This is a genomic window from Qipengyuania polymorpha (genome assembly GCF_019711435.1).
Classification (GTDB): Bacteria; Pseudomonadota; Alphaproteobacteria; order Sphingomonadales; family Sphingomonadaceae; genus Qipengyuania; species Qipengyuania polymorpha.
Map to the genome: position 1 here is coordinate 367,322 of NZ_JAIGNK010000003.1, position 19,414 is coordinate 386,735.

At 63.7% G+C, this 19,414-nt stretch carries 22 protein-coding genes; 7 read left to right on the top strand and 15 right to left on the bottom strand.

Features of this window, described 5'->3' with window-relative positions; genetic code table 11:
* Positions 1-11: 11 nt before the first annotated feature.
* Both K3152_RS10555 and K3152_RS10560 read right to left on the bottom strand, forming a co-directional pair.
* Positions 12-1,211 (bottom strand): acyl-CoA dehydrogenase family protein, encoded by a 1,200-nt coding sequence (locus K3152_RS10555; RefSeq protein WP_221574072.1) that lies wholly within the window; start codon positions 1,209-1,211, stop codon positions 12-14.
* Positions 1,212-1,477: 266 nt separating this feature from the next.
* Positions 1,478-2,473: an adenosine kinase gene (locus K3152_RS10560; RefSeq protein WP_221574073.1), complete on the bottom strand. Its 996-nt coding sequence runs from the start codon at positions 2,471-2,473 to the stop codon at positions 1,478-1,480.
* A gap of 118 nt (positions 2,474-2,591) precedes the next feature.
* Here K3152_RS10560 and K3152_RS10565 point away from each other — a divergent pair, with 118 nt between their 5' ends.
* Both K3152_RS10565 and K3152_RS10570 read left to right on the top strand, forming a co-directional pair.
* Entirely contained in the window at positions 2,592-3,278 is a 687-nt protein-coding gene (locus K3152_RS10565; RefSeq protein WP_221574074.1) for an EI24 domain-containing protein, read from the top strand.
* The gene (locus K3152_RS10570; protein WP_040964504.1) at positions 3,271-3,699 is read left to right on the top strand and encodes a hypothetical protein; all 429 of its coding nucleotides are present in this window, start codon (positions 3,271-3,273) and stop codon (positions 3,697-3,699) included. Before K3152_RS10565 ends, K3152_RS10570 begins: the two co-directional genes overlap by 8 nt.
* A 115-nt stretch (positions 3,700-3,814) precedes the next feature.
* Here K3152_RS10570 and K3152_RS10575 read toward each other — a convergent pair whose 3' ends face one another.
* From K3152_RS10575 to K3152_RS10620, 10 genes are all read right to left on the bottom strand, one after another.
* Entirely contained in the window at positions 3,815-4,174 is a 360-nt protein-coding gene (locus K3152_RS10575) for a HesB/IscA family protein (RefSeq protein WP_221574075.1), read from the bottom strand.
* 90 nt (positions 4,175-4,264) lie between these two features.
* The gene (locus K3152_RS10580) at positions 4,265-4,768 is read right to left on the bottom strand and encodes an SUF system Fe-S cluster assembly protein (protein WP_247713346.1); all 504 of its coding nucleotides are present in this window, start codon (positions 4,766-4,768) and stop codon (positions 4,265-4,267) included.
* Positions 4,765-5,982, bottom strand: a complete 1,218-nt coding sequence (locus K3152_RS10585) for an aminotransferase class V-fold PLP-dependent enzyme (RefSeq protein ID WP_221574076.1) — start codon at positions 5,980-5,982, stop codon at positions 4,765-4,767. The genes K3152_RS10580 and K3152_RS10585 overlap by 4 nt, the downstream gene beginning before the upstream one ends.
* Complete coding sequence (locus tag K3152_RS10590) at positions 5,979-6,731, bottom strand: SufD family Fe-S cluster assembly protein (protein WP_221574077.1); 753 nt, start codon at positions 6,729-6,731, stop codon at positions 5,979-5,981. The genes K3152_RS10585 and K3152_RS10590 overlap by 4 nt, the downstream gene beginning before the upstream one ends.
* Positions 6,728-7,480 carry a Fe-S cluster assembly ATPase SufC gene (gene sufC, locus K3152_RS10595; protein WP_221574078.1) on the bottom strand — a complete coding sequence of 251 codons (753 nt, stop codon included), beginning with the start codon at positions 7,478-7,480 and terminating at the stop codon, positions 6,728-6,730. The genes K3152_RS10590 and sufC overlap by 4 nt, the downstream gene beginning before the upstream one ends.
* Complete coding sequence (locus K3152_RS10600; protein ID WP_221574079.1) at positions 7,467-7,991, bottom strand: endonuclease domain-containing protein; 525 nt, start codon at positions 7,989-7,991, stop codon at positions 7,467-7,469. Before K3152_RS10600 ends, sufC begins: the two co-directional genes overlap by 14 nt.
* On the bottom strand, positions 7,988-8,572 hold the full coding sequence (locus tag K3152_RS10605) for a hypothetical protein (RefSeq protein WP_221574080.1): 585 nt from the start codon (positions 8,570-8,572) through the stop codon (positions 7,988-7,990). Before K3152_RS10605 ends, K3152_RS10600 begins: the two co-directional genes overlap by 4 nt.
* Positions 8,572-10,053, bottom strand: a complete 1,482-nt coding sequence (gene sufB, locus K3152_RS10610; RefSeq protein WP_221574081.1) for a Fe-S cluster assembly protein SufB — start codon at positions 10,051-10,053, stop codon at positions 8,572-8,574. The genes K3152_RS10605 and sufB overlap by 1 nt, the downstream gene beginning before the upstream one ends.
* Complete coding sequence (locus K3152_RS10615) at positions 10,050-10,460, bottom strand: SUF system Fe-S cluster assembly regulator (RefSeq protein WP_221574082.1); 411 nt, start codon at positions 10,458-10,460, stop codon at positions 10,050-10,052. Before K3152_RS10615 ends, sufB begins: the two co-directional genes overlap by 4 nt.
* A gap of 101 nt (positions 10,461-10,561) precedes the next feature.
* A complete protein-coding gene (locus K3152_RS10620; protein WP_221574083.1) occupies positions 10,562-11,476 on the bottom strand; it encodes an AraC family transcriptional regulator in 915 nt (304 codons plus the stop codon).
* Between the two features lie 339 nt (positions 11,477-11,815).
* On the opposite strand from K3152_RS10620, the gene K3152_RS10625 reads away from it, so the two are divergent.
* From K3152_RS10625 to K3152_RS10645, 5 genes are all read left to right on the top strand, one after another.
* On the top strand, positions 11,816-12,844 hold the full coding sequence (locus tag K3152_RS10625; RefSeq protein WP_221574084.1) for a quinone-dependent dihydroorotate dehydrogenase: 1,029 nt from the start codon (positions 11,816-11,818) through the stop codon (positions 12,842-12,844).
* 11 nt (positions 12,845-12,855) lie between these two features.
* Positions 12,856-14,580: a gamma-glutamyltransferase gene (gene ggt / locus K3152_RS10630; RefSeq protein WP_221574085.1), complete on the top strand. Its 1,725-nt coding sequence runs from the start codon at positions 12,856-12,858 to the stop codon at positions 14,578-14,580.
* Positions 14,581-14,680: 100 nt separating this feature from the next.
* A complete protein-coding gene (locus tag K3152_RS10635; protein ID WP_425594677.1) occupies positions 14,681-16,483 on the top strand; it encodes an AMP-dependent synthetase/ligase in 1,803 nt (600 codons plus the stop codon).
* A 2-nt stretch (positions 16,484-16,485) separates the two neighbouring features.
* Positions 16,486-16,866, top strand: a complete 381-nt coding sequence (locus tag K3152_RS10640) for a cupin domain-containing protein (protein WP_221574086.1) — start codon at positions 16,486-16,488, stop codon at positions 16,864-16,866.
* A 37-nt stretch (positions 16,867-16,903) separates the two neighbouring features.
* On the top strand, positions 16,904-17,416 hold the full coding sequence (locus tag K3152_RS10645) for a hypothetical protein (RefSeq protein ID WP_221574087.1): 513 nt from the start codon (positions 16,904-16,906) through the stop codon (positions 17,414-17,416).
* On the opposite strand, the gene K3152_RS10650 is transcribed toward K3152_RS10645, so the two are convergent.
* The 3 genes from K3152_RS10650 to thiS all read right to left on the bottom strand — a co-directional run bounded on the left by K3152_RS10650 (position 17,394) and on the right by thiS (position 19,414).
* Complete coding sequence (locus K3152_RS10650) at positions 17,394-17,921, bottom strand: hypothetical protein (RefSeq protein ID WP_221574088.1); 528 nt, start codon at positions 17,919-17,921, stop codon at positions 17,394-17,396. The two genes, K3152_RS10645 and K3152_RS10650, sit on opposite strands and share 23 nt — an antisense overlap.
* A 214-nt stretch (positions 17,922-18,135) precedes the next feature.
* The gene (locus K3152_RS10655) at positions 18,136-18,429 is read right to left on the bottom strand and encodes a GNAT family N-acetyltransferase (RefSeq protein ID WP_345719799.1); all 294 of its coding nucleotides are present in this window, start codon (positions 18,427-18,429) and stop codon (positions 18,136-18,138) included.
* Positions 18,430-18,442: 13 nt separating this feature from the next.
* Positions 18,443-19,414, bottom strand: a complete 972-nt coding sequence (gene thiS, locus K3152_RS10660) for a sulfur carrier protein ThiS (RefSeq protein ID WP_221574090.1) — start codon at positions 19,412-19,414, stop codon at positions 18,443-18,445.

A 19,414-nucleotide genomic window follows, 5' to 3' on the forward strand; every position in this document is an offset into this window, starting at 1 on the left:
TCTCTCAGGCCTTAGAGGCCGAGGATCATTTTCGTGATGATGTTGCGCTGGATCTCGTTCGATCCGCCGTAGATCGAAGTCTTGCGCATGTTGAAATAGGTTTCCGCCGCATGCGCCGAATAATCGGGTCCGACCGGATATTCATTGCTGCCATCGTCGTTCGCGATGCTGTGATAATAGGGCGCAGCATAGCTTCCGACGGCCTCCAGCGTGAGTTCGGTGAGGCGCTGCTGGATTTCGGTCCCCTTGATCTTGAGGATCGAGCTTTCCGGGCCCGGGCCCTTGCCCGCCTGCTCGCCTGCCAGCGTGCGCAGTTCGGTGATTTCGAGCGCGGCGAGGTCGATCTCGAGCTGGCTCACCTTGCGCGCGAATTCGAAGTCCTCGATCAGCGGTTCGCCATCGACCATCTCGTTGGCAGCAATTTCGCGCAGCTTTTCGACGCCGCGCTTGGAGCGGGCGACACCGGCGATGCCGCTGCGTTCATGGGCGAGCAGGAACTTGGCGTAGGTCCAGCCCTTGTTCTCTTCGCCGACGAGGTTTTCGACCGGAACGCGGACATCGGTGAGCCATGTTTCGTTGACCTCGTAACCGCCGTCGAGAAGCTTGATTGGCTTCACCTCCACGCCGGGCGTTTTCATGTCGACCAGGATGAAGCTGATGCCTTCCTGCGGCTTGGCGGCATCGGTGTCGGTGCGGCAGAGGAAGAAGCCCCAGTCGGCATATTGCGCCAGCGTGGTCCAGGTCTTCTGGCCATTGATGACGTAGTGGTCGCCGTCGCGAACCGCGGTCGTCTTGAGCGAGGCGAGGTCCGAGCCGGCGCCCGGCTCGGAGTAACCCTGGCACCACCACACGTCGCCGCTGCGGATGCCGGGGAGGTGCTTGGCCTTCTGTTCCTCGCTGCCGAAAGTGTAGATGACGGGGCCGACCATCGAGACGCCGAAGGGCAGCGGCATGACCGCGTTCACCCGGGCGTTCTCTTCCGACCAGATATAGCGCTGCGTCGGGGTCCAGCCGGTGCCGCCATATTGTTCGGGCCATGCGGGGACCGACCAGCCCTTTTCGCCGAGGATCTTGTGCCAGGCGAGGAAATCTTCGCGCGAGAGGTCTTCGCGCAGGCCGACATCGCCGAGGTGCTTGGGATAGTTCGCTTCGATGAAGGCGCGAACCTCGTCGCGGAAAGCCTGTTCTTCGGGGGTGAATTCGAGATTCATGGGGTCACGCTCCGCTGGTCATCCTCTCGCGCCCGGATTTGCGGGCTGCATTTCCGGATTTACTTCACCAACGGAAGCGGCGGCGCAAGGTTGCAATGTGAAATTGTCTCGGGCGCCAACACGGTGCGAGAAGCCTGCATCCAGCGCTGCCGCTACGGTATCGCCCCGAGTCAGCCTTCCGGGATCAAGGATGTGGCACCCACAAAAAAGCCCCGCTGCTGGAGCGGGGCTTTCCTGATTTCCGGTAGTTTATCGACGAATCGGGTTCAGCCGAGCTTTTCCGCGACGAGCGCCTTCAGGTCTTTCTCGCTGCGTGCGCCGATGTGGCTGATGATTTCGCCGGCACAGATGGCGCCAATGCGGAGGCAGGTCTCGAGGCCTTCGCCGCGCGTGTGGCCGGTGAGGAAGCCGGCGGCGAAAAGGTCGCCCGCGCCGGTGGTGTCGACGACCTTGTCGATCGGCTCGGCGGCGACTTCGGCACGCGTCCCGCCCTGGATGGCTACGGCGCCCTTTGCGCTTCGGGTGGCGACGAGCGTGGGGACCTTGTCCTTCAGCATGTCGAGTCCCGCGTCGAAGTCCTGTTCGCCGGTCAGCGTGGCGAGCTCGTGCTCGTTGACGAAGAGGATGTCGATCTTGCCCTCTTCGATCAGCGCGCGGAAATCGTCGCCGTGGCGGTCGATGACGAAGCTTTCCGAGGCGGTGAAGGCCACCTTGCGGCCTGCATTGCGAGCCACTTCGATGGCCCGGCGCATGGCGCTGCGGGGTTCTTCCGGATCCCAGAGGTAGCCTTCGAGGTAAAGCACGCCGGCGCTCGCAATCAGCTCTTCGTCGAGCGCGGCGGGCGGCAGGAACTGCGAGGCGCCGAGGAAGGTGTTCATCGTGCGCTCGCCATCGGGGGTGACGAAGATGAGGCAGCGAGCGGTCGGCGGGTCGCCTTCGCGGGGCGCGGTATCGAAATCGATGCCCACCGCGCGGATGTCGTGCGCGAAGATGTCGCCGAGCTGGTCCTTGGCGACCTGCCCGACGAAAGCGCACTGCGCACCCAGCGCGGCCATGCCGGCGAGCGTGTTGGCCGCCGAACCGCCCGAAATTTCGGTCGCGCGGCCCATGGCGTCGTAAAGTTCCTTGGCGCGCTCGGTATCGACCAGCGTCATCCCGCCCTTGGCAAGCTCAAGCTCTTCGATGAGCTCGTCCTCGCAGGGGGCCATCACATCGACGATGGCATTGCCGATGGCGACGACGTCGTAGCGGGGGTCGGTCATGGTAACTCCGGGAAATTGGGTAATTGGGGTAACTCGTCGGGCGCGGTTAGCCGTTCATCGCAGCGAGGCCAAGGGCGGCGTTGACTTGGGCGCTCTCTCACGCGATTCCAGTGGCATAATGAACTCGCTTCCCCGCGCCCTCGCCCTGTCCTTCAGCCAATTGGGCGACCCGGCCATCCTGCAGATCATTTTCAAGAGCCTGCTGATAACGCTGGGAATATTCCTGGTTGTCGGCTGGGGGCTGAGCTTCGGCTTCGAGGCGGCGCTCGAATGGGCCGGGCTTGAGGACGGCGGTGGCGCGAGTACGCTGTTGGCCGTCCTCGCAACGATTATCGGTGCATGGCTGCTGTTCCGCTTCGTCGCGCTGTTCGTCCTGCAGTTCTTTGCCGAGGACGTGGTGCGTGCGGTCGAGGCGAAGCACTATCCCGATGCGGCCAGCGCCGCGCGGTCGCTTTCCTTCGGCGAGGAGCTGAAGAACGGCATTCGCGCCACGCTGCGCGCTTTATTGGCCAACCTCCTTGCCCTGCCCTTCGCCGTGATGCTGCTGGTCACCGGTATCGGCACCGCGCTCCTGTTCTGGGCGGTCAATGGTTTCCTCTTGGGCCGCGAGTTGCAGGACATGGTGTGGCTGAGGCACCGTGTGGACGAGAGCGAGCTTGCCCCGCTCGGGCAGGGAAAGCGGTTCATGCTCGGCGGGGCAGTGGCAGGCCTGCTGCTTGTGCCGTTCCTCAACTTGCTGGCCCCCGTGCTCGGAGCGGCCAGTGCCACCCATATGGTCCATCGCTCGAGGTCGCCCCATGCGTAAGATTGCCACATTGCTGATGCTCGCGGGCAGCCTGTCCGCCTGTATGAGCACGCCGAAGAGCTACACGCCTGCCGAGCAGCGACCGGTCACCTCGACCCGTCCGCCGCCGCAGCGCCCGGTACAGGCGGCACCGTCCACCGCGACCTTTATCGCGCCGAAGGTGATGAACCTGCCGGGCCTAGAGGGCATCATCGGCCGCGATGCGACCGCGCTTGCGAATATCTTCGGCGCGCCCCGACTGGAGGTCAAAGAGGGCGATGCGATGAAGCTGCAGTTCAGCGGCAGCCCCTGTGTGCTCGACATCTATCTCTACCCGCTGCAGCCGGGCGCGAGGCCCAGCGCGACGCATGTGGAGGCGAGACGCGCCAGCGACGGCGAGGATGTCGACCGCGCTGCCTGTGTGAGGGCACTCAGACGGTAGATTGTGTGAGGGTGGAGCGAGAATGGTGCTCCACGAGAACCGGCGCGCAGCGGACTTGAAGTCCGTGAGCACCGGAAGCGCAGGGGGGGCCGTTCGCAGCCCTCCCTCGCGCAATCTAGACCATGAAGCTTTCGCCGCAGCCGCAGGCGCCTTTGGCATTCGGGTTTTCGAACACGAAACCGGCAGAGAAATCGTCCTCGACCCAGTCCATCGTGCTGCCGACGAGATAGAGCACCGATGCGCCGTCGATGTAGAAGACACCCCCCGGGGTTTCGATTTTCTCGTCGAACTTGGCTTCCTCGCTTACGTAATCGACCGAATAGGCGAGGCCTGAGCAACCGCGGCGCGGGGTCGAGAGCTTTACGCCGATGGCATCCTCGGGAGCCTTCGACATGAGTTCGGCAATGCGCTCTTCCGCACGCGGGGTGAGGATGACTGCGGCCTTGGGGGCGGGACGGGTGGTGGTTTCAGTCATATTCGCAACCTATCCGTTCGGTTCGAGCGAAGTCGAGAACCGTCGCGCGAACGTGTCTCGACTTCGCTCGACACGAACGGCCAATATCTCTCACAGCATCCCCAGTTCGAGGCGCGCCTCGTCGGTCATCTTTTCCGGGCCCCAAGGCGGGTCCCAGACGAGATTGACCTCGGCATCGCGGACACCGGGCACGCTGGCGGCGCGCAGCTCGACTTCGCCCGGCATGCTTTCGGCGACCGGGCAATGCGGAGTGGTCAGCGTCATAATGACGGTGACGTCGCACTCGTCATCGACCTCGACACCGTAAATCAGGCCGAGGTCGTAGATGTTGACCGGGATTTCCGGATCGTAGATTTCCTTCAGCGCATCGATGACCGCCTGTTGCAGCTTGCCGCCCGCACCGGTGGCGCTGTCCGCCTCGGGCTTTTTCGCAAGGAAGCCTTCGAGATAGTCGCGCTTGCGTTCGAGCTTTTCGCCCGCGGTTTCTTCGGGGTCGACCGCATCTTCCACACGAGCGCGGGGCGGCTTGCCGACCACGGTGTCAGCCGGCGAGGGAGCGGCGATGAAATCCTGTTCGTCGGAAGGCTTGTTCATCCGAAAATCCTCCGGGTCCTTTCAATTCCGCGCATGAGCGCGTCGATATCGCTTTCGTCGCTGTAGAGGCCGAAGCTGGCGCGCGCAGTGGCGGGTACGCCAAGGTGCTCCATCAGCGGCTGCGCGCAGTGGTGTCCGGCGCGAATGGCGACGTTTTCTTCGTCCAGTATGGTGCCGAGGTCGTGCGGATGCACCCCTTCCAGCGCGAAAGAGACGATTCCGGCGCTTTCTTCGGGGCCAAACAGCGTGACGGCGTTCAGCTTGCGCAGTTCCGTGCGCAAGGTGGCGGCAAGCCTGTTTTCGTGTTCGAACAGGCGGTCGGGGCCGAGCGCGTCGACATAGTCGATGGCGGCGTGCAGCGCGATTGCCTCGGTAATCATCGGCGTGCCCGCCTCGAAGCGCTGCGGGGGCGGGGCATAGGTTGTGCCGTCGAAGGCGACCTTGTCGATCATTGCACCGCCGCCCTGATAGGGAGGCATATGCTCGAGCAGTTCGCTGCGCGCCCACAGCACGCCGATGCCCGTGGGGCCGTAAAGCTTGTGGCCTGAGAAGGCATAGAAATCGCAATCGAGCGCTTCCATGTCGAGCGTCATGCGCGGTGCGGCCTGGCAGCCGTCGAGCAAAATCTTCGCGCCGACCGAATGGGCGAGGTCGGCCGCCTTCCGGGCATCGAGTATCGAACCAAGAACATTCGAAACATGCGCCAGAGAAACCAGTTTGGTTCGCGGGGTGAGCATTGCCTCGAGCGCGCCGAGGTCAATCTGACCGTCTGGCGTCAAGGGGCAAACCTCGATTTCAGCTCCGGTTCGCTCGGCAAGCATTTGCCAGGGCACGATATTCGAGTGATGTTCGAGCGTGGAGAGGATGATTCGGTCGCCCTCGCCAATGCGGGTCATGCCCCATGTGGCGGCAACGAGGTTGATGGCCTCGGTCGCCCCGCGCACGAAGACCACCTCGTTCTCGGACTTTGCGCCGATGAAGTCTGCCGCGCGGCGGCGGGCGGCTTCGTAGCCCAGCGTCATCTGCGCCGAGCGGCCATAGACCCCGCGGTGGACGGTGGCGTAGTCCTTGCCCAGCGCGCGGCTCATCGCATCGATCACGGCCTGCGGCTTCTGCGCCGAGGCGGCGGTGTCGAGATAGTGCCAGACCTCGCCTTCCGGCGTCACGAGGCCGGGGAAGTCCGCCTTTCGGGTGAGGGTTGCGGCCTCGCTCACAGGTGCTTGTCCAGCTTGTCGAGCGCGGCCTGGAGCAGGCGCTCCTGCGCGTCCTCGTCGTCGAGCGATACCAGCGCATCGCCGATAAAGGCCTGCACCAGAAGGCGGCGCGAGAGCTCGGGCGCCAGGCCGCGTGCCGCCATGTAGAAACGCGCGCTCTCGTCCAATTGGCCGACGGTGGCGCCGTGGGCGCATTTGACATCGTCGGCAAAGATTTCGAGCTGCGGCACGGCGTTCACGCTCGCGCCCTTTTCGAGGAGCAGGCCCTTGAAGTCCTGCGCCGCGTCGGTCTTCTGCGCGTGGCGGACAACGTCGATCGATCCGAGGAAATTGCCTGTACCCTTGCCCCAATGGACCGCGCGGACAGTCTGGTTGCTGGTGCCGTCGGGCTCGGCATGGGTGGTGCGGGTGACGAATTCGCGCACCGTGTCGCGGCCGCCGACGGTGATGCCGCCCATCTCGAAATGCGCGCCCTTGCCGAGAGTGACCTCGACTTCGATACGGGCGTAGTCGGCCGAGGCAATGACGCCAAACAGTTCGAACCGCGCGCCTTCACCGACCGTGACGCGCAGGCGAGTCACTTCGGTTTCGCCGGAATTTTCGTCGGTTATGAGCAGGACTTCACGCGCGCTCTCGCCCGCCACCACGTCTATCTGGCGCCATGCAAGGTCGCTGTCGCGCAGCCGGTCGACCGCGGCATAGCGCCACGCCTCGTCGCGCCGGGTGGGGAGGGTTGCCGCTTCGCTCATGCCGGCTCCGCCATCACCGCGTCATAGCCTTCGTTTTCGAGGCGCTCCGCAAGCTCGGGGCCGCCGGTCTTCACGATTGTACCCTTGCTGAGGATGGAGACCTTGTCGGGCTTCACCACTTCGAGCAGGCGCTGGTAGTGCGTGATCAGCAGCACGGCCTTGTCCGCCTTGCGCATGATGGCGTTGATGCCCTCGCCCACAACGCGCAGCGCATCGATGTCGAGGCCGCTGTCGGTCTCGTCGAGCACGGCGAAGGAGGGATCGAGGATGCCCATCTGGACCATTTCGGCGCGCTTCTTCTCGCCGCCGGAGAAACCGACGTTCACATTGCGCTTGAGCATGTCCATGTCGAGCTTGAGCAGCCCGGCCTTTTCCTTGGCGAGCTTGAGGAATTCGCCGCCCGAGAGCGGTTCTTCCCCGCGCTGTTTTCGCTGCGAATTCAAAGCCTCGCGAAGGAACTGGACGTTCGACACGCCGGGAATTTCGACCGGGTACTGGAAGCCGAGGAACAGGCCTGCCGCCGCGCGCTCGTGCGGCTCCATATCGAGCAGGTCCTCGCCATTGAACGTCACCGATCCGCCGGTCACTTCGTAACCCGGCCGGCCGCCGAGGACATAGGACAGCGTCGATTTGCCCGCGCCATTGGGGCCCATGATCGCATGGACCTCGCCCGCCGGCACTTCGAGCGTGAGGCCGTTCAAGATCTGCTTGCCGCCGATTTCGGCGGTGAGGTTGTCAATCTTCAGCATTGTCTTCCCTGGAATAGCGGGGGCGCGGCGCGGAGTTGCGCTGGTGGTCGTGGCGCGCCTGCTTCTTGTCGGCAATGCGGCTGCGCATGCCGAGAGTGATACGTTGGAGGACGGCGTCCATGTCTTCGAGAATGTCCTTGGCGGCAATGCGCATTACGCGGATGCCGACCGCCTCGAGGCTCTTGTCGCGGCGCTTGGCGAGGGCATCGTCTTGCCCTTCCTCGTCGATCATTATCGCCATGCCGAGCTTGTGGCAGTTAAAATCGACGATCGCGCTGCCGACCACGGCGTGGCGCTTGAAGGTGAATGGGCCCATGTCGGCCTTGGCAAACTTCTCGGCGAGCGCCTTGTGCGCTTCGGTCGAGTGACGCCGCATATCGCGCGCCTGCTCGTGCAGAGCGTCGAGGCGCTTCTCCGAAATCTCCCACCCGCGGCCCTTCTTCTTGAGCGCGGGTGCGGCGTCGGCGGTTTCCGATGGATCGCGAAGCTGGAGGGTTTTGCGGTCAGTCACGACAAACGATCCCATCGCATGTCCATGCTCTCAATATTCGTCAACTTGGTATCGCCTTCGAGAAGTTTGAAGAGATATGTGGCGAACGCCCATTCCCCATTGTCCATCTGCTGTGTGACCACAGCGATTTCATCAGGATCGCCCGGCGTCAGGGTGTAGGCCCCGACGACAGGTTCGGCCCCAAGTGCATGGATATAGGTTACACTTTGGGCGCGAAGAGCAATGCGATGCTCAGCCGCATCCTCCGTTGCACCTTCCCAGAGCCAATCACCTTGGAACCTATCAGGGATCGTACGCCTCTCGGGCTCTGCGATGTCAAAGCCGTGCGGAGCGCGAAGTTCACTGCCGCCATAGGAGGACACTGGGAAATGATGGGGCGCTGGCGTGAACCGAGCTGTCGGCTTGGTTTCGACATGACCGCCGGATGATCCGGTGTTTGAAATTCTAGTATTGGCAAACAGCTCATTGGCGAGGTCTGATTTCGATCGCCGATTGACCCGCGTGTTCCGGTTCGCCTTGTACAAGACATAGCCAACTATGCCGACCACTAGCAGCGGAAATAGATAGTCGAGAAATTCCATCACCCCACACTCCCCTCTAGCGAAATCGCCAGCAGCTTCTGCGCTTCGACGGCGAACTCCATCGGCAATTCTTTCAGCACTTCTTTGGCAAAGCCGTTGACGATCAGCGCGATGGCTTCCTCGTCATCCAAGCCGCGCTGCATGGCGTAGAAGAGTTGGTCGTCGCTAATCTTGCTGGTGGTCGCCTCGTGCTCGATCTGGGCGCTCGGATTCTTCACCTCGATATAGGGCACGGTGTGCGCGCCGCACTCGTCGCCGATCAGTAGGCTGTCGCATTCGGTGCGGTTGCGCACTCCGTCGGCGTTGGCCGCAACGCGCACGAGGCCGCGATAGGTGTTGTTCGACTTGCCCGCCGAAATGCCCTTGGAGATGATGGTCGAGCGGCTGCCCTTGCCGTTATGAACCATTTTGGTTCCCGTATCGGCCTGCTGGTAGTTATTTGTAACCGCAACCGAGTAGAACTCGCCCACGCTGTCTTCGCCGTTGAGCACGCAGCTGGGGTATTTCCACGTCACCGCGCTGCCGGTTTCGACCTGCGTCCAGCTGACCTTGCTGCGCGCGCCCTGGCACAGAGCGCGCTTGGTGACGAAATTGTAGATCCCGCCCTTGCCGTTCTCGTCGCCCGGATACCAGTTCTGGACGGTCGAATATTTGATCTCGGCATCTTCCAGCGCGACCAGTTCGACCACGGCGGCGTGGAGCTGGTTCTCGTCGCGCATCGGCGCGGTGCAGCCTTCGAGATAGCTGACGTAAGAGCCCTTTTCGGCGACGATCAGCGTGCGTTCGAACTGGCCGGTATTCTCGGCGTTGATGCGGAAATAAGTGCTGAGCTCCATCGGGCAGCGCACGCCTTCGGGCACATAGACGAAGGTGCCGTCCGAAAAGACCGCACAATTCAATGTCGCGAAGAAATTGTCCTTCTGCGGCACCACCTTGCCGAGCCATTTCTTCACCAGCTCGGGATATTCGCGGATCGCCTCGCTGATCGAGAGGAAAATGACGCCCGCCTTCTTCAGCTCCTCGCGGAAGGTGGTGGCGACGCTGACGCTGTCGAACACCGCGTCCACCGCGACCTTGCGCGCGCCCTTCACCCCGGCGAGCACTTCCTGCTCTGCGATGGGGATGCCCAGCTTCTCGTAGGTCTCGCGGATCGCCGGATCGAGCTCGTCGAGCGATTCCAGCTCCGGCTTCTTCTTCGGCGCGGCGTAGTAATAGGCGTCCTGGTAGTCGATCGCCGGATAGCCAAGCTTCGCCCAGTCCGGCTCTTCCATTTCCTGCCACATGCGGAAGGCCTTGAGGCGCCAGTCGAGCATCCATTCGGGCTCGTTCTTCTTGGCCGAGATGAAGCGGACCGTGTCTTCGGTCAGGCCCTTCTCGGCGAATTCGGTTTCGATGTCCGAAGACCAGCCGTGCTCGTATTCGGCCACCTTGGCGGCAGCTTCCTTGGCCTCACGGTCCTGGATGTCCACTTGCTCGTTCACGCGAGTTCCTTTTCCTGCGCCAGTTGCACGAGGCTGACACCAGCCAGCGCGCTGCGCAGCGTTTCATTCACCAGCGGCCAGTGCGGCCGCACGCGGCAATCATGGTCGACCGAGCAATCCGTGCCTTCCACGCAGGCCGTCAGCGCAATCGGCCCTTCGACCGCCTCGACAATGTCCGCCAGCGTGATCGCCGCAGCCGGCCGCGCCAGCTGCAAGCCGCCGCCTGCCCCGCGCACCGAGCGCAGGAGGCCCGCGCCGACCAGCTTGCTCACCAGCTTCTGCACCGTGGGCGCAGGAAGGCCGGTTTCCGACGCCAGTTCGGACGCACTCACCCTGCCCCCGCCGCAATGGCGGGCTGCCTGGCTCATCGTGACGACAGCGTAGTCTGCAAGGTTCGAAAGGCGCATGGCTTCTTAATCGGACAATATCGTTCCGATTAGCCAGCTATGAGCGGAAGACGCGATTTTCAACGGAAAACCGCCAATTGCGAGTCGTTAGCAACTAGGGGTCAGTCGCCCCTCTTTGCCAATTCCTCGTCCTGGTTGCCGCCGAACAGATCGACCGAGCCGTAGCCGGGTTCGCCCAGCGTTTCCTTGACCACCGAATCCACCTTCGGCTGCAGGCGGCGCGGCGTACGGCCGGTGAAGTGGCGAATTTCCTTGATCATGTGCGCCTGGTCATAGAACGCCTCGCGGAGTTCGGCCTCCAGCTTGGGGGTGAGGTCGGGCATGGCCAGCATGGTGGCGGCCCGGATCGCCCGGTAACGGCGGATCAGGCGCACCGGCGGCTGGCCGAAGAACCGCGTCACCAGCCGTTGCACCTGCCGTTCGGAATAGGGCAGCCGGTCTTGCAAATCGGCAATGTCCGGTTTGAGCGAGGACGACAGCCATTCGAGCGTGCGGTCGATCACCTGCAGGTGGCGTTCGGACAAGGGCGAGATCCCGCTCGCGACAATCTGGGCCAGTCGATCGAGCGCCTCGCGCTCACCCAGTTCGCCGCTTTCGGCCTGCCGGACCAGCGCCAGCATGGGGGAGGCGATCTCTTCCGGGAAGACATCGGCCACAGGCACGGAGCGGTCGCTGTATTCGTCGACCGGCAGGCCCGTCAGCGCCGCCCAGCCGCGAAAGTTGAGCGATACGCCCAGCATGACCGTATGCGGATCGATGGCGAATTCCTGCGCCTGCAACAGCGGGCACTGGAGGAAGGCCGGCGTGGTACGCGATGCCCCGCCCTTGGCGAAATGCATCGTGCCGCCGCCCTTCAGCGTCACTACCAATTGCCCCGAATAGGCCGGCATCATATCAGCCACGCCTGTCTCGCCCGTCCGCAGGATATACAGCGAATTGAGGTAGGGCGTCAGCGCCTTGGGCGCAGCAACCCACTCGAACCTGTAGCTGCTATCGGCGTGCGCCGTCTCGGCCATTCCGTGTGCGCCCCTGTTTTCGCCCCTTGAACGGGTGACATCCTGCGCCCGCATCACATGAAAGTCCATTCGACTTTGTCGGTTTCTTACAAAATATTCAAATGAAACAAAAAAAAGGCGGCCCACTGGGAGCCGCCCTGTGTAGGTGAGAACTCGTTGCATTGCTGCCTCGAGCCCTTCGGGTCGCAGGGAAGGTATTAGCGAGTCTTTCGATTCTTTGATTGTATGCACGCGACACAAGATCTTGGCCCGCATCATTTTGCCGATAATTTACAATTTGCCCCTTCTTGGGACGCTCGCCTGCTCGACAGCATGGGGTGCATCGGCCATAGGCCCGGCATGCTTTTCGACCTTGCCCGCCCGGCACTTTTTGCCCTCGATCCCGAACGTGCACACCGCCTTACCGTTGCCGCGCTGAAGGCCGCCCCTGCCGGTTCCCCTCCGAAAACAGGCGTTTTGGCCACGAATGTGGCGGGGATCGACTTTCCCAATCCGCTCGGGATGGCGGCAGGCTTCGACAAGGATGGCGAAGTGCCCGACAAGCTGCTCGGGCTTGGCTTCGGCTTTGCCGAGGTCGGCTCGATCACCCCGCGCCCGCAGGCGGGAAATCCCAAGCCCAGGCTGTTCCGGCTGGTCGAAGACCGCGCGGTCATCAACCGGATGGGGTTCAACAATGGCGGCGCCGAGGCGGCTGCACGGCGACTCGCAGCGCGCAAGGGACGGCCGGGCGTGCTCGGCATCAACATCGGCGCGAACAAGGACAGCGAGGACCGCATCGCCGATTATGCGGAAATGACCCGCATCATGGCGCCGCTGGCAACCTATCTTGCCGTCAATATCTCCAGCCCCAACACGCCGGGCCTGCGCGCGCTGCAGGACGAAGGCGCGCTGGTGGCTTTGCTCGACGCAGTATTCGAGGCGCGCGGAGAGACCGGACCGCCGGTTTTCCTCAAGGTCGCACCCGATCTCGAACCCGCCGATGTCGACGCGATTGCGCGCATTGCGGCGGACAAGGGACTGGGCGCGCTGATCGTCTCCAACACCACCATCACTCGTCCGGACCTGCGCTCGCACCATGCGGGCGAGGCGGGTGGTTTGTCGGGCGCACCCTTGCGCGAGCTTGCACTCGAACGCCTGCGCGATTTTCGCAAGGCGACCGGCGGAGCCATCCCGCTCGTTGGCGTTGGCGGCATAGCGAGCGCCGAGGACGCGTGGACGCGTATCCGGGCCGGCGCGAGCCTCGTCCAGCTCTATAGCGCGATGGTCTATGAAGGCCCCGGCCTGCCGCGCCGCATCACCAGCGGACTGGAGCGACTGATGAAGCGCGACGGGTTTTCCTCGATTGCGGACGCCGTCGGAAGCGAATAGCCTCGCGCGTGATGATACGCTTCTCGGTCCTCCCGCTCGCCGCGCTTGCCCTTTCGGCTTGCTCCACTTCCACCGGCAACACCCCGGACTTCGGAATGACGCCGGGCATTCCGTTACCTCCGCTAGGTGCGGTGTCAGCCGCAGACCCGCGCGCGCAGGCGGCGGGCGAAGAGATCTTGCGAAAGGGCGGCAGTGCGACCGACGCTGCGATTGCTGTCATGCTGGCACTGACCGTAGTCGAGCCGCAGAGTTCGGGCATTGGCGGCGGCGGCTTCCTCGTGCGCGGCGAGGCGGATGGCGATGTCACGACTTACGATGGACGCGAGACGGCACCCTCGGGCGCCACGCCGACGTGGTTCCTCGACGAAAAGGGCGAAACGCCGCCGTTCCGCGAGTCGGTCCGCAGCGGGCTGAGCGTGGGCGTGCCGGGCAATATCGCGCTCGCCGCCAAGGCGCATGGGGAGCACGGCAGGCTGGCATGGGCGGATATCTTCGCCCCCGCCATCAAGCTTGCGCGCGAGGGCTTCCAGATCAATCCGCGCATGCATGACGCGCTGGGTCGTTCGCGGCTGACCGGCGGGCATAGCGAGATGGCCAAGGCGCTGTTTTACGGCGCGGACGGCGAACCGCTGCCGGTCGGCACGCTGGTGCGCAACGAGGAACTGGCGAACTCATTCGAGGCTTTCGCCGCGGGCGGTGCTGAAGCCTTCTATACCGGCGAGAACGCACTGGCTGTCGCCACCACGGTTGCTGCCGACACGCCCAAGCCGGGCGCGATGACCTATGACGACATCGCCGGTTACGAGGCCAAGGAACGCAGCGCGGTGTGCAGCAGCTATCGCGAATACCGCATCTGTTCGATGGGCCCGCCGACTTCGGGCGGGATTGCAGTGCAGCAGATCCTCGGCCAGCTCGAACGCTTCGACCTCACCGCGCTGGGTGCGGAGAATGCGGTCACCTGGCACCTGTTTCTCGAGGCCCAGCGCCTCGCCTATGCCGACCGCGAGCTCTATGTGGCCGACAGCGATTACGTGACCGTCCCGGTCGCAGGGCTGCTCGAAAAGAGCTACCTTGCCGAGCGTAGCGCGCTGATTTCCGAAGATAGGTCCATGACCGAGATCACGGCTGGTCGCCCGCGCGGTGCGCCCATGGCACTCGCCGATGGCGACGAACCGGTCGAGCACGGAACCTCGCACCTCGCCGTGGTCGACAGCTTAGGCACCATGGTCAGCTACACCTCGACCATCGAGAGCGCTTTCGGTTCGGGCCTCATGGTCGGCGGCTATTACCTCAACAACGAGCTCACCGATTTCAGCCGCTCGCCGGAAGTCGACGGCCGGATGGTCGCCAACCGGGTGGAGGGCGGCAAGCGGCCGCGCTCCTCCATGTCGCCAACCGTGGTCTACGATCCGCAAGGGCGTCCCTTCTTCGTCGTCGGCGCGGCGGGCGGCAGCACCATTCCCGTCACAACCGCGCGCGCCATCATCGGCGCCATCGATTTCGGCCTCTCTGCCGAGGAATCGCTCCGACTGCCCTTCCTGATGGCTTTCGGGAACCGCGTCCTGCTTGAGGAAAATACCTGGCTGGAAGCGCAAGCAGAGCAATTCCGCGCACTCGGCCATGAGGAGCTCATCATCCGCCAGGCCCCCATCAAGGGCGGTGCCTTGCGGCGGGTCGGCGACCAGTGGGAGACCGCGCGCGACCCGCGCCTCGAAGGCTATCTGGACATGCCCTGAGGTGGCGCCGCCGCCCCCTTGCCGTAACTGGAGCGGGAGCCTAAGCCCCTGCCCTTCGTTGGTCGCACAACAAAGATAAGTATTTTCGAGGAGCCTGCCTGTGCTGTCGGATATCGATTCCGCCAACAATCTTGTCGAACTGTTCCTGAAGCGCGCCGACGAACGGCCCGACCGCGCCTTCCTGGGCGCAAAGCGCGATGGCGAATGGCAGACCATCAGCTGGAGCGAAGCGGCAGAGCAAATGTGCCTGCTCGCCGAAAACCTGCGCAAGCTGGGCCTGAAGCCGGGCGACCGTGTCTGCCTGGTATCCGAAAATCGCCCCGAGTGGTGCATCGCCGACCTCGCCATCATGGCTGCGGGCTGCATCACCGTTCCAGCCTATGTCACCAACACCGAGCGTGACCACGTCCATATCCTCGACAATTCGGGGGCCAAGGCGGTCATCGTCTCGACCGAGAAGCTGCTCGGCCCGCTCCATGGCGCGCTCACATCGACCGGCATTGCCGACCATGTGATCGGCATCGAGGACCTTCATCGCCAGCAATCGGGCAGTTTCGCCTACCACCAGTGGGACACGCTGGTGGACGGTGATGCCGCTGCAGCGCGCAAGGCCGTGGAAGAGCGTATTGCGGGCATCGGGCGCGGCGACACCGCCTGCATCATCTACACCAGCGGCACGGGCGGCGCACCGCGCGGCGTGATGCAGCACCATGGCGCCATCCTGTGCAATATCGCAGGCGCGGCGGAAATCCTCATCGAGGACTTCGGCATTGACGATGAGGAACGTTTCCTCTCCTTCCTGCCCGCCAGCCACGCCTACGAACACACCGGCGGCCAGTATCTTCCCATCAGCGTGGGCGCGCAGATCTTCTACTCCGAAGGCCTCGAGAAGCTGGCAAGCAACATCGAGGAAACCCGCCCTACCATCATGGTCGTCGTGCCGCGCCTCTTCGAAGTGCTGCGCACGCGCATCATGAAGCAGGTCCAGAAGCAGGGCGGCCTTGCGGAAAAGCTGATGGACACCGCACTCGAGGTCGGCGAGCGCCGCGCCGAGGGCAAGCCCAAGTTCGGCGACGGAGCCAAGGATTTCGTGGTCGGCCGGTTGCTCAAGCCGAAAATCCGCCAGCGTTTCGGCGGGCGCATCAAGGCAATGGTTTCGGGCGGCGCGCCGCTCAATCCGGAAGTCGGCATCTTCTTCGAGAGCATGGGGCTGACCATGCTGCAGGGCTATGGCCAGACCGAGGCCGGCCCCGTGGTCGCCTGCAACCGCCCGGCAGCAGGCATCGCCATGCATTCGGTCGGCCCGGCCATGCGCGGGGTCGAGGTGAAGATTGCCGAGGACGGCGAAATCCTCTGCCGCGGCGAACTGGTGATGCACGGTTACTGGCAGAACGAGGCCGAGACCGAGCGCACGATCAAGGACGGCTGGCTGCATACGGGCGATATCGGCCATCTCGACGAAAAGAACCGGATCGTCATCACCGACCGCAAGAAGGACATGATCGTCAACGACAAGGGCGACAACATCGCCCCGCAAAAGGTCGAGGGCATGCTCACGCTGCAGCCCGAAATCGGTCAAGCGATGGTCGCGGGCGACAAGCGGCCCTATATCGTCGGCCTGCTGGTTCCCGACGCCGAATGGGCGGTCGACTGGGCCAAGGAGAACGGCAAGAAATTCGACATGAAGGCGCTGCAGGACGATCCCGAATTCCGCAGCGCTGTGCGGAAAGCCGTCGACCGCGTGAACAAGGACCTCTCGGTCATCGAGAAGGTCCGCCAATTCACCTTCGCGGACGAAGGCTTCACCATCGAGAACGAGGAAATGACCCCCTCGATGAAAATCCGTCGCCACAAGATCCGCGACCGCTATGGCGATCGCCTCGACGGCCTGTATCGCAGCTAAACATGCGGAATATAGCGATAATCCTTGCCGGCACGCTGGTGCTCGGCGGGTGCACCACGCGCCAGCATGTCAGCAATGCGCTGCCCTCAGCGCTAGAAGCGGGCTGGCAGGGCGAGCGAGTCTGCACGCTTCAGCACCAGACCGACACGCACCGGGTGCTGCGCTGCACCTTCCCGCCCGGCGTGGGCCATGAGCGGCATTACCACCCGCCGCATTACGGCTACGCACTGAGCGGCGGCACGATGCAACTCACCAGCGAAAGCGGCACGCGCACGGCGACGCTGGCGACGGGTTCGGACTATGCGAGCGACGGGGTGGAGTGGCACGAAGTGGTCAATGTGGGCGAGACCACGGTGACCTACCTGATTGTGGAAGAGCTATAAGCCGGTCGCGGCGAACATCTGGCTTGGGAGGCTGTCGATGGAAGCCCTGAAGATCATCGTGTTCTCGGTGCTTGCCGCAGTAGTGTACGGCATATTGCACGATCAGGTCACGGCGCATGTCTGCGTCGAGTATTTTACAGTCGCTCATCCGCCCGTCTTTGCGACCAACTCCCCATTTTGGCTTGCGGTGGGTTGGGGCATCATTGCGACTTGGTGGGTCGGGGCGATATTGGGGCTTATCTTGACCCTTTCCGCTCGATGCGGAGCTGCTTCGAAAATCGCGTTCTGTTCGTTGCGACCGAAAATCGTCCTCTTGATGCTTATCAGCGCAACGATGGCTTTGGCCGCCGGTTTGCTGGGCGCGCTGCTTCAGTCGTCGGGACTCAACGTAATTGGGAGTTGGGAGAATGAAATCTTAGCCACTCGCCACAGTCGTTTCGCTTTCGCGGCATGGGCACACACGGCGAGTTACTTAATCGGGGGAATCGGAGGACTGATCTTGGCAATTGCGACCCTGAGAAAACGGTTCAGGCAGCGATTTCCTCGATGAACTCCGGATAGAAGCTCGGTGCGCGGTCGCTCCAGCCGGGGGCTGTGGCGGCGGCTTCGCTCAGGCTCTGGAGGAGCATCTTGCGGCGTTCGGGGCGGATTTGCGGGAGCGCGGCGGCGGCGCAGAAGGCGCTCGGCAGCCACGGGCGCGCATCGGCTCCGAGCAGGCGTTCGTAGAGGAAACGGAAGGCCGAGAAGCACTCGATGCGCTCCTGCGCGAGGTCGAAGGCGGCCACGCGGGTAATCTTGCCGATGAAGCTCTCGATGGCGTCGAAGCCCGATTCTTGCGGAATCGCGCCGCGCAGGGCCTTCAGTTCCTGGTAGGCGACATACTGGCTGCGGATCGCGGCAGTCTCACCCTGCGTGCGGCCCCAGATGCGGAAGGCATCGCAGCGGCCCAGCCCGATATCGAGGCTGCGGCGGATATAGCGCTGCTCGGCGGCGGTGAAGCTGGCGAACTCGCGCATTTCGGCGATGGTCAGCGATGCAGCATTGGTAACAGCCATTGATTCGACTCCTTCGTCGAATCGGAATGTCGGCCAATATGGTTAATTTTTGGTGGTGGGACTTTCATGGGCGCCCTCAGACGCCGGGCGCGACGCATCCGCGTCACTTGGCTTCGCGGCATGAGCCGCGGCGGCCATGCAGGTGACCTTCGGTCAGCTGCGTCTTCGACTACGCTTCCGGCCTTGCGGGCCTGCGGCCCGTTTAGTCCTGAGATTAGAGTTCGACGACGTCCTGCCAGTCATCATGGCGCTGGGCCATCGCCTTGAAGAAGGGGCAGAGCGGAATGATGGCGATGCCCTTGCCCCTCGCATCTTCCACTACCTGTGCCGCCAGCGCCTCGCCGATGCCCTGTCCGCGCATGCTCTCGGGCACGCCCGTGTGGTCGACGATGATCCGCGTCGGGCTCACTCGCGAGAAGGTGATTTCAGCCTCCTCGCCCCCAGGGGCGCGATAGACATAGCGGCCCTTGCTGTCCGTCTCCTCGAGTTCGACCTGCAAATCCGCCACTGTCATTCCTTCCTCAGATGAGCCCCGCCAGCGGGCTGCTCGGGTCGGCATATTTGCGCCGTCCCATGCGTCCGGCGAGATAGGCTTCGCGGCCCGCTTCTACGCTCAGCTTCATCGCGCGGGCCATACGGATAGGGTCCTTGGCCTCTGCGATGGCGGTGTTCATCAGCACGCCGTCGCAGCCCAGCTCCATCGCCACTGCCGCATCGGAGGCCGTTCCCACGCCTGCATCGACCAGCACCGGCACATTCGCGCCCTCGACGATGAGGCGAATGGTCACCTGGTTCTGGATGCCGAGACCCGAACCGATCGGCGCGCCAAGCGGCATCACCGCCACGGCGCCCGCCTCTTCGAGCTGCTTGGCGGCAATCGGGTCGTCGACGCAATATACCATGGGGAGGAAGCCCTCCTTCGCCAGCACCTCGGTCGCCTTCAGCGTCTCGCGCATGTCGGGGTAGAGCGTCTTGGCCTCGCCAAGCACTTCGAGCTTCACGAGGTCCCAGCCGCCCGCCTCGCGCGCAAGGCGCAGGGTGCGGATGGCATCGTCGGCGGTGAAGCAACCGGCGGTGTTGGGGAGGTAGGTGGTCTTCTTGGGGTCGATATAGTCGGTCAGCATCGGTGCCTTGGGGTCGCTGACATTGACCCGGCGCACCGCCACGGTGACGATTTCGGCTCCGCTCGCTTCGAGCGCAGCAGCGTTCTGCTCGAAATCCTTGTACTTGCCCGTGCCAACGATGAGGCGCGACTTGAAGGTGCGTCCGGCGACGGTCCAAGTGTCGTCGTCCTGCCCACCGCCGACGAAATGCACGATTTCGAGGCTGTCGCCCTCGGCCACTTTTTGTTCGCCCAGCTCGCTGCGCGGCGCGATCACGCCGTTGTGCTCGACCGCGACCTTGGCAGGGTCGAGTTCGAGCTCGCGTACGAGGTCTGCGATGGTGGAAGCGGCGGTGCGGCGGGTTTCGCCATTGACGGTCAGGCTGATCAT